Below are 15036 nucleotides of genomic sequence, written 5' to 3' on the forward strand. Positions count from 1 at the left end.
CTGTAATGGCTGCGAACTCTCATGGTCTTACGGGTGTTGAGAACAATCTTTATGTATCGAATCCGCGTCTACGTGTACTTGGATTATCGATGTTGGAGCTTGTTAAGGCGATTGAAGAGGGCAATAAACCTGAACAGATAGTGGAAGATTTCAACTTCAAGACATTGTTTAATTATTTTGAATTAACTAATGTAGAAGCTATTGTTCTTGGGTGTACTCATTTCCCTTATATCAAACAAGAACTTGAGAAAATTACTAACCTTCATATTATAGATGTAGGGGTGTTTATGATAGAGAGTTTAAAAAATAAGGATAAATTGATTTAAATTAAGGAATAATAAAAAGTGGAATACCTCCAACATAATCTATAAAAATTATGCTGTGAGTATATTCCACTTTTTTATTTTATTTTCCTTCTAAGTAACTTTCGTTTCTTTCTTTTGCTTGTTCGAAGATTGTGTTGTATTCTTCTACCATTGCTTCTGTGTATTCACCTTTTTCTAGGTCACAGTCTAAACCATAAAGTACTTTTTCTACTCTCTCAAAAACATTTTCAAGTGTGAATTTTTTATTTAGTAGATTTTCTAGTGTTTCCATACATTCTGGATCAACTTTTGGATACTTGTATCTTACTTCTTGATCATCAATTCCAATCTCATAGAAATCTTTCATGATGTTTGCACGCTTTTGTTGATCACCGAAGATACTTATGTAGATAGAAACTACTACCGCTTCTTTAATTTTTCTTTGAGCAATCCCTGCAAATTTCTTTCCATCTATGCTTAGGTCGTAATCACCTGGACAGTATGAATTTGCAATTTCTACCGCTTCGATTTTGTCAGCACCTTCTGGGAAAATTGCTTTAATAAATGATGTCATAAGCTCATAACCTTCATTAATAGAAAAGTTTTCTTTAGGCTTATTCATAACGATTGATAAGTTTAGAATTCCTTTGTCCGAAATAATACCAAGACCTCCGATATTTCTTACCGCTGGAATTATATTATTTCTATAAAAAGCAAATAATGCTTGTTCAAAGTATGGTACACGTGTATCTGGTGCACCGATTATTGCAGAGTTTGGTAATGTATATAAATGTAATATACAATCATCACTATTTGATACTGTACGTAAGAACATTTCATCAGTGGCAATAGGGATTAAGGGATTTACAATATTTAAAGTTTTATAAACATTGAATTTTCTATTTCGAATAAGATCTAGCATAGCTACTCCTTTAACATGTCGATAATATTTTATATCTTAAAAATTAATACTTTATAATTATAAGTTATGCGACTAATTTATGCAAGGTTTTAATGAATTACATATTATAAAAAAAGTGACTCGAACATTGTGATTTTAAGAAATCAATTTTGTCGAGTCACATCTGTGTATATTATAAGTTAAGTTTGTAATCTTCTGGTTTAATAATTGGTACAATTTTCGTGAATAATTTTACAAAGAAGAAACCAGAAACTACTGGGATTACAACGAAGACGATAGCTGCTTTTAATAATTCTAAAGCACTTCCGTTAGTAGTTGCAAGGTGAGCTAATGGTCCTACTAATCCACTGAATCCAAATCCAGCACTCATTGGTGTTCCTTGGATATTTAATATGGTAGCGAAAACTCCAGAGACAGCTGCGCTACAAAGAACTGGTAGCATGATTTTTGGCTTTGCAAAAATATTTGCCATAGAAATTTTCGGTGAACCGATAAAGTGTGCAAAACAAACTCCTTTAGAGTTTACAGCCCAACCCGCGATTGCAAGAGTAAATCCACATGCACAAATTCCTAGGTTTGCAGCACCTGAGGCAATACCTTCTATATTAATCGCTAGAGCAACTCCAACTGATGTAATTGGAGAAACTACAAGACACGCAAAAATCATAGCGATTAGAATAGTAAGGATAATCGGTTGTAAAGTAAGTAAATGTTTAATTCCATCTCCAAGTAATTTTGTTGCACCTGAGAAGAAAGGAAGTGTGAATCTACCGATACCTCCGATAATTACCAATGTAAGTGGTGGTAGTATAATTACCGCATAGTTTTTAGCTTTATCTCCGATTAGCAGTATGAAAGCTGTAGCCAGTGCAGCTGTGAAAATCATCGTTACTATATCTCCAGAACCTTTTAGCATTAAGCCAGTTTTATCTGGTGTTGGTATTATTGATCCACCAGCAAATAATGTAGCTAATCCGATTGAAACACTCTGTACAGGTGTGAATTTAAAGAATAATCCAATTATTATTCCTGAAGCTAATCCTATCATGGCATTAGAAATAGTTATTGATAATGATAAAAACGCAAGTGATGGATATAGCTTTCCTATATATTTAAGTAGTTCACCAAGTAAGGCGCCAGGTACTAAACAAAGCACAGTTCCTAAGGCGATACCATTAAGGATGTTCATGGTGAACTTTTTTATTGTAATTTTTTCTGACATAAACAATATCTCCTTTTTTATATTCATACCCTAAAAAGGTTACTAATTATTATAACGTAAAATATATTGTTTGTATATGAAAAAATACAGAGTTTAAGAGTAATTCATTATAGGAGGTTTAACTTTGTTTTAACTTTAGGTAGTATAGTGTATAATAAGATAAGAGAAACTATAAAAATAGGAGGTCTAAAATGAGAATACTAAGAAGTTTACTATCGTTATTAATAGTATTAGCACTTTTTGGTGGTGGGTTAACTTATGCATTAACACCTAGTGAGAGTATAAAAACTTCAGAAAAACTAGCAAATGTTCAAGCAGCTACAACAGTACAGGATTTAAATAGTGATTTGATTTCTAATGTAGGTTTTGCAAATTCAAAGTTGTCAACATCTTTAAAATTAGATAATAAAACATTTCTTTCAATCTTTAAAAATGCAGTTGAAAAAGATTCAGAATTATTAAACGGAAGTTATAAATTAGTTGGAAATCATATTGAAGCGAAATTGCCTGTGAAACTAGGACTGTGGGATACTATTATTACAACAAATATAAGAGTCGTCGGCGCGAATAATGGTGTAGAGTTAATTTTAGAAGATGCAAAAATTGGTAAAGTACCTATTCCTGATTTTGCTTTGGAAAAATATTTGAAAGAAGCACTGGCAGGGACTGGAGTTGGAGTGAATGGAAATTTGGTTTCAATAAAGGCTTTAGGTCTACCGGTTAATGTTGATAGCGTGGAACTATCAGGTGGTAATATTAACGTGACTGCTTCATTAACTCAACAACAAGTACTTCAATATACTGCTGATGCATTAAAAAATTTAAGAAGAGGATAAAAAATAATTTAAGACTTTAGAAAAAATTATATAAAAGAATGAGAAAATTATTCATATCTCATTTATATAAGGTTTTACTGAGGTCTTTTTATAAATTTCAAAATGTTTTCAGACAATTTTAAATTAAATTCACATAAAATACTTGAAAGTTTGTGATTTATGTAATATAATAAATCTATCGTAAATAAAGACAAGACATCTATGTGGAGTTTTAGAGAGAAACTGGTTGGTGAAAAGTTTTATAGAAGCATAGGAGTTATCACTTTATTGTGTAATAATTTTAATAGAACAAACAAGTGCTCTTAGTAGGAGTTAAAAGAGGTGGTACCGTGGATACATTTCGCCCTCTATAACTTTTACTAAGAGCTTTTTATTTTGAAAGGAGAAAAAATGGTAGAATTAAAAGATACATTATTAATGCCAAATACGAAGTTTCCAATGCGTGGAAATCTTCCAAATAAAGAACCGGGGTTCCTACAACGTTGGGAAGAAATGGATTTATATAACAAAATTTTAGAAAAAAATGCTGGGAAACCTTCATACGTACTTCACGATGGACCTCCATATGCGAATGGTAACATCCACACTGGACACGCATTTAACAAATGCTTAAAAGACTTTATCGTTAAATATAAAAACATGAATGGTTTTGTTTCACCATACGTTCCAGGTTGGGATACTCATGGTCTTCCAATCGAGCAAGCATTAGTAAACAATGGTGTTGATAGAAAATCTATGCCAGCTAACAAATTTAGAAATAAATGTAAAGATTATGCTTTAAAACAAGTTGATAAACAACGTGCTGACTTCAAAAAACTTGGAGTACTAGGAGATTGGGATAACCCATACTTAACTCTTGATCCAAAATTTGAAGCTGAACAAATCCGTGTATTCGGTAAAATGGTAGACAAAGGATATATCTACAAAGGATTAAAACCTATTTATTGGTCACCATCTTCAGAGTCTGCTTTAGCTGAAGCTGAAATCGAGTACCACGATCACACATCACCATCTATCTATGTTGCATTCGACCTAGTTAGTGAAAATGGTGCAGTTGAAAAAGGAACTAAGTTTGTTATCTGGACAACTACTCCTTGGACATTACCTGCAAACTTAGGTATCGCTGTTCACCCAGACTTCGAATACCAAGTTGTTAAATACAATGGAGAAAGCTACTTAGTAGCTAAAGAAAGAGTAGCATTCTTAGCTGAAAAATTCGGTTGGGAAAACTACGAAACAGGTGAAGTATTAGTAGGTAAAGATTTAGAATACTTACTATGTCAACACCCATTCTTAGATAGAACATCTACATTAATCTTAGCTGATTATGTAACACTTGATTCAGGGACTGGTTTAGTTCATACAGCTCCTGGACACGGGGTTGATGACTATCTTGTTGGTCAATTACAATACAAACTTGGAGTATTATCACCAGTTGATAACCAAGGTGTTCTTACAGAAGAAGCTGGACAATTCGCTGGTAAATTCGTATTCGATGCGAACAAAGACATTATTGCTCACTTAGATGAAACTGGAGCATTATTAAAACAAGAAGATATTACTCACTCATACCCACATGACTGGAGAAGTAAAAAACCAATTATCTTCAGAGCGACACCTCAATGGTTCTGTTCTGTTGATGCATTCCGTTCTGAATTATTAGAAGCTGTAGATAACACTAAATTCTACAGTGAATGGGGTAAACCAAGATTATATAACATGATCCGTGATCGTGGTGACTGGGTAATCAGTCGTCAACGTGTATGGGGTGTGCCAATTCCTGTATTCTACGCTGAAAACGGAGAAGCTATTCTTGATATCGAGTTAATCGAACATGTAGCGAAAATCTTCGAAGAAGAAGGATCTAACGTTTGGTTCTACAAAGATGCTAAAGAATTATTACCAGAAGGATATACTCACCCAGGAAGTCCAAACGGTGAATTCACTAAAGAAATGGACATCATGGACGTATGGTTCGACTCTGGAACATCTCACCAAGGATGCTGTGCAATCCGTGAAGACTTAACTTACCCTGCTGACTTATACCTAGAAGGAAGTGACCAATACCGTGGATGGTTCAACTCTTCACTTATCACTTCTGTAGCGGTGTCTGGAGTAGCTCCATATAAAGAATTAGTATCTGCTGGATTCGTTATGGACAAAAATGATAACAAAATGAGTAAATCATTAGGTAACGTTATTTCTCCTAACGATGTAGGTAAAGAACTAGGTGCTGAGATTATCCGTCTATGGACTGCAAGTGTTGACTACACTCAAGACGTTCGTATTTCTAAAGATATCTTAAAACAAGTATCTGAAACATACAGAAAAATCAGAAATACTTTCCGTTTCTTATTAGGAAACTTATACAACGGAAGCTTCAACAACAAAACTGATTTAGTTGCGTACGAAAACCTTGAAGAACTAGATAAATACATGGTTCTTAAATTCGAAAAAGTTGTAGCAAAAGTATTAGATTACTATGAAAACTACCAATTCAACAGTATTACTACTGAACTAATCAACTTCTTTAACGTTGAATTATCTTCATTCTACCTAGATTACGGTAAAGATATCCTTTACATCGAAGGTGAAGATTCTCACAAACGTCAAAGTATGTTAACAGTTCTTTACACAGTATTAAGTAAATCTGTTAGATTACTTGCTCCAATTCTTTCATTCACAGCTGAAGAAGTATACGACAATATGCCATACGAAGATGCTGAGTCTGTTCACTTAACTGACTTCCCAGTTAAAAATGTAATCGAAGACGCTGCTTTAGAAGCTAAATGGGATAAACTTCTAGAAGTTCGTGATGACGTGAATAAAGCATTAGAAGAAAGCCGTAATGAAAAAGTTATCGGTAAATCTCTAGAAGCTGCTGTTGAAGTATACAGTAACGATGCAGAAGTAGTTGAGTTATTAAACTCTGTTGCTAACTTAAACCAATTCTTCATCGTAAGTAAAGTAGCTGTTAAAGAAAACGATGGTGTAGCTTATGATCTTGCTACTGTTAAAGTAACTAAAGCTGAAGGACACCGTTGTGAACGTTGTTGGAACATCGTTGATGAAGTAAACGAAGAAGGTTTATGCCCACGTTGTGCTAGCATCTTAAATAAATAATAGAATAACTTATATATAGAACTTAGGTTAAATTTAATCTAAGTTCTATTTTTTTATAAAAAATATTATAAGTCCAAAAAAATGTACAGATGACTTGTTATAATTAAATCACAAAATGAAGAGGTGATTTAAAATGGAAAAAGATTATATTACAATTACAGGAATGCAACATTATTTTGGAACAACAGTTTTTAAAGTAGGAGATGTTATAAGCTGTGAAAAAGAGTTTGATAATGATTATGACGAAGAAGCTATAAAAGTTATGATGAAAACTTTTGGTAAGGTTGGATACGTAGCTAATTCTAGTCATACTGTGGCAAAAGGTACAAAAAGTGCAGGAAGAATCTATGATAAAGTAGGAGATAAGTTCTTTGTAAGAGTATGTTTTGTCACGGATGGTTCTGTAATCGCAGAAGTTGTTAACAAAGATGTAAAAATACATAAAAGTAATAGAAAAATTCGTAAATAGTTGTTATTATATACATAAGTGTATATAAGGAGCAAAATTTATGGAAAAAGGAAGATATCAAAAATTAAAGCTATTGTACTTATTAGAAATATTGAGAGACTATAGCGATGAAAATACTTATTTAAGTGTAAAAGAGTTAACAAACTTACTTTTAAAAAATGAAATAGTTGTAGAGAGAAAAACTCTATACAAAGATATAGAATTACTACAAGATTACGGATTTAATATCGTGGTGGGAAAAAATGGTCGTGAAAATATTTATGCTTTAGTTGAAAGAGAATTTGAGCTTGCAGAGGTTAAGATGCTGATTGATGTTATTCAGGCGAGTAAGTTTTTGACTGCGAAAAAATCTCGCGATTTAATATTAAAACTGAAGAAATTAGCGAGTAAACAACAGGCACAAAAAATTCAAAGGCAGGTATATTCTTTCGAAGAGAATAAATATATAAATGAAAATATTTATTATAATGTTGATGCGATTCATAATGCAATTGCAGAAAATAAGCAAATTAATTTTAATTATTGGCAATGGAATTATAAAAAACAAATGGTCGATAGGAAAAATGGTGAAGTTTATAATGTAAGTCCATTCGCTCTAGTATGGAATGATGAAAATTATTATATGGTTGCTTATGATGCTAAGACAGATTTAATAAAAAATTATCGTGTTGATAAGATGAGAAACGTTGTTATTGCTGAGAATGATAGATTAGGTCATGATAAGTTTCAAAAAGAAGATATATCGAGTTATTCAAAGAAAATCTTCGGTATGTATGGTGGAACTTTAGAAAGGGTGACTTTGGAGTTTAAAGAATCGTTAATTGGAGCAATCGTCGATAGATTCGGTAAAGATATTATTATTCATAAAAAAGATAATGTATATCAAACTTCTGTAGAAGTTATGTGTAGTAGTCATTTCCTAGGTTGGATTTTCTCTTTAGGTAGTGATATTGAAATATTAGCGCCTCAAAATGTTCAAGACTTATATGTGAGGGAAGTAGAGAGTTTACTAAAAAAATATAAATAAAAAATATTCTAGTAGGATTTTAAGAGGGAGTTCTACTAGAATTTTTGCTTATTTAAAATCAAAAAATATATAAATTCATTTAGCTTTCTTAGTCAGATATGAAACCTACTTAATATCAACTTAAAATCGTTGTAATGTGGTTGCTTTAATAGAAAATGAATGTTATAATTAAATGATGAATTATAAGATGATTATAAAATCATTTAATAGAAAAATATGTCGGAAGGAAAATGTTAATGGCTATTTTAGGAAAAATATTTGATGCTAATAAAAGAGAAGTAAAAAGCTTATCAAAATTAGCTGACAAAGTATTAGCTAAAGATGAAGAATATTCAAATCTTAGCGATGAAGAATTAGTAAATAAAACAGAAGAATTTAAAGCTTATATCCAAGAACAAAAAGAAAAAGGTAAAGATACACCGGATATATTAGATAAAATTTTAGTAGATGCGTTTGCTGCAGCTCGTGAGGGTGCATTACGTTCTCTAGGAATGAAACCATATAAAGTTCAAATCATGGGTGGTATCGCACTTCACCGTGGTGATATCGCGGAGATGAGAACAGGGGAAGGTAAAACTCTTACTGCGACAATGCCAGTATACCTAAACGCATTAGCAGGTGAAGGTGTACACGTTGTTACAGTTAACGAATACTTATCACAACGTGATGCTCAAGAAATGGGAGTTTTCTATAACTACATGGGACTTTCTGTAGGTCTTAACTTAAACTCTCTAAACTCTGAAGAAAAAAGAGCTGCATACAATGCTGATATCACATACTCAACAAACAATGAGTTAGGATTTGACTATTTAAGAGATAACATGGTTAAAACAGTTGAAGCACGTGTTCAACGTCCATTAAACTATGCTGTAATCGATGAGGTTGACTCAGTACTTATCGATGAAGCACGTACACCACTTATTATCTCTGGTGAAGGTCAAGAATCAACTTCATTATATCAAGTTGCAAATGCCTTCGTTAAAACTCTGAAAAAAGCAGAGGAAGAAGATGGAAGTGATGGAGATTATACTTTAGATATTAAAACTAAATCTATCCAACTTTCTGAAAATGGTATTGATAAAGCAGAAAGTTACTTCGGATTAAACAATCTTTATGAGTTAAAAAATGTTGATTTAACGCACCATATTAACCAGGCATTAAAAGCTAACTATACAATGTCGCTAGATGTTGACTACGTGGTTGCTGAAGACGGGGAGATTTTAATCGTTGACCAATTTACTGGTCGTACAATGCCTGGACGTCGTTTCTCTGAAGGATTACACCAAGCTATCGAAGCTAAAGAAGGTGTGCCAATCCAGAAAGAAAGTAAAACAATGGCGACTATTACATTCCAAAACTTCTTCAGAATGTATAAAAAACTTAGTGGTATGACAGGTACTGGTAAAACAGAGGAAGAGGAATTTAGAAATATTTATAATATGTTTGTTACAACAATTCCTACGAACAGACCAATCCAAAGGATTGATGCGCCAGACTATATTTACTCAAATATGGAAGCTAAGTTCAATGCAGTGGCTCAAGAAGTTAAAGAACGTTATGACAACGGACAACCAGTTCTTTTAGGTACAGTTTCAATTGAAACGAGTGAATTAGTATCTAAATTATTATATAAATACGGTGTTCCTCATAAAGTGCTTAACGCTAAACAAAATGAGAGTGAAGCTGAAATTATTAAACAAGCCGGACAACGTGGTTCGGTAACTATCGCGACGAACATGGCAGGTCGTGGTACGGATATTAAACTTGGAGAAGGTGTTCGTGAGTTAGGTGGTCTTGCCGTTATTGGTACAGAGCGTCACGAATCACGTCGTATCGATAATCAGCTACGTGGTCGTTCAGGACGTCAAGGGGATCCAGGTTACAGTAGATTCTATCTATCGCTAGAAGATGAGCTTATGGTTCGTTTCGGAGCTGACAGATTACAAAAAATCATGGGGAAAGATGATGATACGCCACTTGAAAGTAGAATGGTAAGTAGATCTGTTGAAAGTGCACAAAAACGTGTAGAAGGTAATAACTATGATTCACGTAAACAAGTACTTCAATATGATGATGTATTACGTAAACAACGTGAAATCATGTATGCTGAAAGAAATGAAGTATTAGAGAACGAAGTTGTTACTGATATTATTCAAGACATGATTGGGGATGCAGTAGATAAAACTATGGCTTATATTGTAGAAAATATGGAAGCTCATAGTGAAAAAGAAGAAACAGAAGAAATTATCAAATCACTAAATGAGAAATTCTTAGGTCTAAAACCTATTACTGATAGTGAGTATTCTGATGTAATGAGCGATGATGAAATTCGAGAGCTTGTTTTACACAGAATTAATCTAGAGTTAGCTGAAAAACGTGCGTTACTTGGTGATGAAACTATGAATTCATTCGAGAGATATATTCTTCTTAACGCTATTGATGATAGATGGACTGATCACATTGACCAAATGGATCAACTTAGAAAAGGGATTTTCCTTCGTTCTTATGGACAAATTGATCCACTTCGTGAGTACAAAACTGAAGGATATCAAATGTTCGAGGACATGATTGATAATATTCAAGTAGAAGTTGTTACTAACTTAATGCGTATTAGAGTTGAGCGTCATGAAGAAATCGAAATGAAACAAGAACCAACTAACCTTGTAACTAATGATAGTAAGGAGCATATTGCTCGTGGACCAATTAAGAGTGCATCTCGTGAAGAGAAAAAAGCTCGTATAGAAGAACGTAAACAACGTATTAAAGAGTTAAAAGCTCAAAAAGAAAGAGAAACTAACTAATAGTTAATATTAAAGAAGGAGACTTGAAAATAGGTTTCCTTCTTTTCATAGCTTTATAATATTTTATAAGGAGGTAAGTATTATGAATAATATAGATAAACTAAAAGAAATAATAGAATTAAATGATAATATTGTCTTTTTTGGTGGAGCCGGTGTTTCTACTGAATCTGATATTCCAGATTTTAGAAGTGCGAATGGAGTGTTTAGTGTAAAACTAAATCGCCACTTTACACCTGAACAACTCGTTTCTAGAACTATGTTTGTGAAGTATCCTGTAGATTTCTTTGATTTTTATAAGAAGCATTTAGTTTATCCTGATGCTAAACCGAATAGAGCTCATTTTTATTTAGCTGACTTGGAAAAGCAAGGGAAACTTAAAGCGGTAATTACTCAAAATATTGATACTCTTCATGAACAAGCAGGTAGTAAAAATGTTTTAAAACTTCATGGAAGTGTAGATGCTAACTATTGTACTAAGTGTAAAAGTTTTTACAACTTAGAAGACTTTTTGGCTAAAAATGAAGAAATACCGAGTTGTGATAAATGTGGTGGGGTTATTAAACCGTATGTTACTTTATATGAAGAGGAATTAGATATGACGGTATTTAATGCTGCGATTAACTTTATTGAAAAAGCTGATGTACTGATTATCGGTGGTACTTCATTAAGTGTTTATCCAGCAGCAAATCTACTACATTATTTTAGAGGGAAGTATTTAGTTGTTATTAATAAGACGTCTACACCTCAGGAGAATATGGCTGATCTAGTAATTAATGGTAAAATCGGAGAAGTATTTTCAAAATTAGGAGAAAGGTTAGGTGATGTGTAGATGTATTTATTTAGAAAATTAGCTTGGTTTATGAAGCTAGAAAAAAGGCGTTACATTATAGGGATAATTGCTCTTATATTAGTAAGTATTTTCAACTTAATTCCACCGAAAGTTATTGGGACTGTTATTGATAAAATTGAGGCTGGAAATTTAACTAATGGAGAGTTATTCTTAAATGTTAGTTACCTTGTATTAGCTGCACTTGCAATGTACGCACTTCGTTATGTTTGGCGTGTTTATATATTTGGAGCGGCATACAACTTAGGAAGAATTTTAAGGTCAAGATTATTTGAACACTTTACTAAGATGTCTCCATCATTTTTCCAAAAATATCGTACGGGTGACTTAATGGCTCATGCAACGAATGATATAAACTCAGTAGCAATGGTTGCTGGTGGAGGAGTAATGTCAGCGGTTGATGCAAGTATTACAGCTTTAGTGACATTATTTACGATGATATTTTTAATTGATTTCAAGTTAACTCTAATAGCTATTATTCCTTTACCATTTTTAGCATATGCTACTAATTATATTGGTGATAAAAACTATGAGAGTTTTGAGGCGGCACAAGAGTCGTTTTCTGATTTAAATAACAAGGTTCAAGAAAGTGCCTCTGGGATAAAGGTTACTAAATCATTCGGTTATGGTAATGATGAGATTAAGAGCTTTAGAGAAGTTAATAACAAAGTATTCGGTAAGAATGTTATCGCTGCTAAGTATAACTCATTATTTGATCCAATGGTGTTGATATTTGTTGGAATATCTTATACACTTACTCTTGTCTTTGGTGGTATTTTTATTTCTAATGGCGATTTATCGGTTGGGGAGTTAGTTACTTTCGTGACTTATCTTGATATGTTAGTATGGCCGCTTCAAGCAATTGGTTGGTTGTATAATATATCACAACGTGGTGAAGTATCTTATAAGCGTATTGAGAGTTTATTAGCGGAAGCTAATGAGGTAAATACTAACTTAGATAGTAATATCAAAGCTGAAAATGGTAGACTTGAATATAATATCAACAACTTTGAATTTGAAGAAGGTAAGAGTGTCCTAAGAGATATTAAGTTTGCTATTGAAAAAGGTCAAACACTGGGTATCGTAGGGGTTACTGGAGCAGGTAAAACTACATTATTAAGGCTATTATTAAGAGAGTTTAATATTAAATCTGGTAATATCATGCTTAATAATAGGGACATTGCTGAATATAGTATTAGTGATCTTAGAAAACTTATCGGATATGTACCGCAAGATCAAGTATTATTTGCTATGTCGATTAAAGAAAATATTCGTTTTGCAAATCCTTTAATTGATGATAAACAGGTAGAAGAAATTACAAAAATTTGTGGTCTGTATGATGATATTATGGCTATGCCTGAGAAGTTTGATACGATTGTTGGTGAGAAAGGTGTCAGTCTTTCAGGTGGTCAAAAACAACGTTTAGCGATGAGTCGTGCTTTGATTATTAATCCTGAAATTTTAATCCTTGATGATTCATTATCTGCGGTTGATGCTAAGACTGAACATGTTATTTTAGAGAACTTAAAAGAACAACGTAGTGGTCAAACTAATATCATTACTGCACATAGACTTTCTGCAGTAGTAGAAGCTGATTTAATAATTGTTTTAGGTGATAACACGATTATTGAAAAAGGAACTCATGACGAACTTATTGCCAATAATGGTTGGTATAAAGAGACTTATGAGAGTCAACAAATGGAAGAAAGCTTGAAAGGAGGAAATGAAGATGTCGAAAAGTAAGACGTTTTTTAGATTAATGCGCTACATGTTGCGCTATAAAGGATTATCGATATTGGCACTATTATTTATATTAATGACTTCGATAGTCGCAACAGCAATTCCTCTTTTAGCTCAATATTATATTGATAATTTTATTACAAAAAATATTGCTAAAGCTGGATTATATATACTAATAATTTATTTTGGATTGTTTATCTTAAGAGTTGTGTTCACATTTTTAGGAGAGTATTACTTCGCAAAAGTAGCTCACAGTATAGTTAGAGATCTACGTAATGATAGTTTTGCTAACTTGCAAAAATTAGGTATGTCTTACTTTGATAAGACTCCTGTAGGTTCTGTAGTATCTAGATTAACTAATGATACACAGGCTGTTGCGGATATGTTTGGGACAATTTTCTCAAGTTTCTTAAATACGATACTTATGTTTGTAGTAACACTTTCTGCGATGATTGCTTTAAGTTGGCAATTAACAATCTACATGATACTTTTCATTCCTGTTATGGTTGGTTCAGTATACCTATACCAGAAGCTTTCTAGTAGATTAGTAGAAATTTCTCGCGCGAAAATTAGTGAAATGAATACTAAATTATCTGAATCTATAGAGGGGATGAAGATTATCCAAGCGTTTAATCAGGAACAACGCCTAATTGATGAATTTGGAGAGGTTAATAATGAACACCTTCGTTATTACACTAAATCATTAAAGGTTGATAGTTTATTATTAAGACCAGCTATGGCTTTATTTAAAGTATTAGCATATGGTGTTATCGTAATGTATTTTGGGCTAAGTTTTGAAAGTGCTGGTTTTACTGCTGGGATAATCTATGCGTTTATTCAATATACGAATCAGCTGTTCAATCCATTAATTGAACTTATGCAAAACTTCTCAATTCTTCAAACTTCTATAATTTCTGCAGGACGTGTTTTCACACTAATAGACAATGAAGAATATGAGCCAGAGCAAAAAAATAGTGATTATAAAATTTCACGTGGAGATATCGAGTTCAAAAATGTTAGCTTTTCTTACGATGGTAAACGTGATATTCTTAAAAATATTTCGTTTAGTGTTAAAAATGGAGAGAGTATAGCGTTTGTAGGAGCTACTGGATCTGGTAAATCTTCTATTATGAATCTATTCTTAAGATTTTATGATTATGATAGAGGAGAAATCTTAATTGATGGAGTTAATATTAAAGATTATAGTTCTAAAGAATTAAGAAACAGTGTAGGATTAGTACTTCAAGATCCATTCTTATATCACGGAACAGTAGAGTCTAATATTAAGATGTATAATGAAAGTCTAACACGAGAAGATGTTATTGAAGCAGCGAAGTTTGTTGATGCGCATAACTTTATTGATAAATTAGAAGATAAGTATGATAGCATAGTTACTGAAAGGGGTTCAACGTTCTCATCTGGAGAGAGACAACTTCTAACATTTGCTAGAACTATAGCAAGTAAGCCGAAGATACTTATTCTTGATGAAGCGACAGCAAATATCGACTCAGAAACAGAAGAATTGATTCAACATTCTCTTGAAAAAATGAGAAAAGGTAGAACAACAATAGCAATTGCTCATAGATTATCTACGATTCAAGATTCTAACTGTATTTACGTATTAGATAAAGGTGAAATTATTGAATCTGGAACACATGATGAATTAATAGCATTAAAAGGAAATTATTATAAAATGTACCAACTTCAAGCAGGTATGTTAAATAAATAAAAATAATTAACAATG

At 32.6% G+C, this 15036-nt stretch carries 10 protein-coding genes and 1 pseudogene; 9 read left to right on the forward strand and 2 right to left on the reverse strand.

The features are described from left to right. Positions 1-326 (forward strand): annotated as a pseudogene (locus RWN11_RS01580) (glutamate racemase); the annotation flags it as partial. Positions 327-405: 79 nt separating this feature from the next. On the opposite strand, the gene RWN11_RS01585 reads toward RWN11_RS01580, so the two are convergent. Together RWN11_RS01585 and RWN11_RS01590 are read right to left on the reverse strand one after the other, a co-directional pair. Then, positions 406-1227, reverse strand: coding sequence for a lipoate--protein ligase family protein (locus RWN11_RS01585; protein ID WP_314160047.1), 822 nt, complete (start codon positions 1225-1227; stop codon positions 406-408). Positions 1228-1399: 172 nt separating this feature from the next. Next, positions 1400-2449, reverse strand: coding sequence for a PTS sugar transporter subunit IIC (locus RWN11_RS01590; RefSeq protein WP_314160048.1), 1050 nt, complete (start codon positions 2447-2449; stop codon positions 1400-1402). Positions 2450-2640: 191 nt separating this feature from the next. Here RWN11_RS01590 and RWN11_RS01595 point away from each other — a divergent pair, with 191 nt between their 5' ends. The 8 genes from RWN11_RS01595 to RWN11_RS01630 all read left to right on the forward strand — a co-directional run bounded on the left by RWN11_RS01595 (position 2641) and on the right by RWN11_RS01630 (position 15021). Then, positions 2641-3285, forward strand: a complete 645-nt coding sequence (locus RWN11_RS01595; RefSeq protein ID WP_314160049.1) for a hypothetical protein — start codon at positions 2641-2643, stop codon at positions 3283-3285. 390 nt (positions 3286-3675) lie between these two features. Beyond that, on the forward strand, positions 3676-6408 hold the full coding sequence (gene ileS, locus RWN11_RS01600; RefSeq protein WP_314160050.1) for an isoleucine--tRNA ligase: 2733 nt from the start codon (positions 3676-3678) through the stop codon (positions 6406-6408). A 133-nt stretch (positions 6409-6541) separates the two neighbouring features. Beyond that, entirely contained in the window at positions 6542-6877 is a 336-nt protein-coding gene (locus RWN11_RS01605; RefSeq protein ID WP_314160051.1) for an HIRAN domain-containing protein, read from the forward strand. Positions 6878-6917: 40 nt separating this feature from the next. After that, positions 6918-7904, forward strand: a complete 987-nt coding sequence (locus tag RWN11_RS01610) for a WYL domain-containing protein (protein WP_314160053.1) — start codon at positions 6918-6920, stop codon at positions 7902-7904. A 236-nt stretch (positions 7905-8140) separates the two neighbouring features. Next, positions 8141-10705: a preprotein translocase subunit SecA gene (secA, locus tag RWN11_RS01615; protein ID WP_314160054.1), complete on the forward strand. Its 2565-nt coding sequence runs from the start codon at positions 8141-8143 to the stop codon at positions 10703-10705. Positions 10706-10787: 82 nt separating this feature from the next. Beyond that, complete coding sequence (locus RWN11_RS01620; protein ID WP_314160055.1) at positions 10788-11534, forward strand: NAD-dependent protein deacylase; 747 nt, start codon at positions 10788-10790, stop codon at positions 11532-11534. Beyond that, a complete protein-coding gene (locus RWN11_RS01625; protein ID WP_314160056.1) occupies positions 11535-13295 on the forward strand; it encodes an ABC transporter transmembrane domain-containing protein in 1761 nt (586 codons plus the stop codon). It begins immediately after the preceding gene. Beyond that, complete coding sequence (locus tag RWN11_RS01630) at positions 13282-15021, forward strand: ABC transporter ATP-binding protein (RefSeq protein WP_314160057.1); 1740 nt, start codon at positions 13282-13284, stop codon at positions 15019-15021. The genes RWN11_RS01625 and RWN11_RS01630 overlap by 14 nt, the downstream gene beginning before the upstream one ends. Positions 15022-15036: the final 15 nt, after the last annotated feature.

Origin of the sequence: uncultured Gemella sp., from assembly GCF_963519265.1 — a bacterium.
In the GTDB taxonomy this organism is placed as follows: domain Bacteria; phylum Bacillota; class Bacilli; order Staphylococcales; family Gemellaceae; genus Gemella.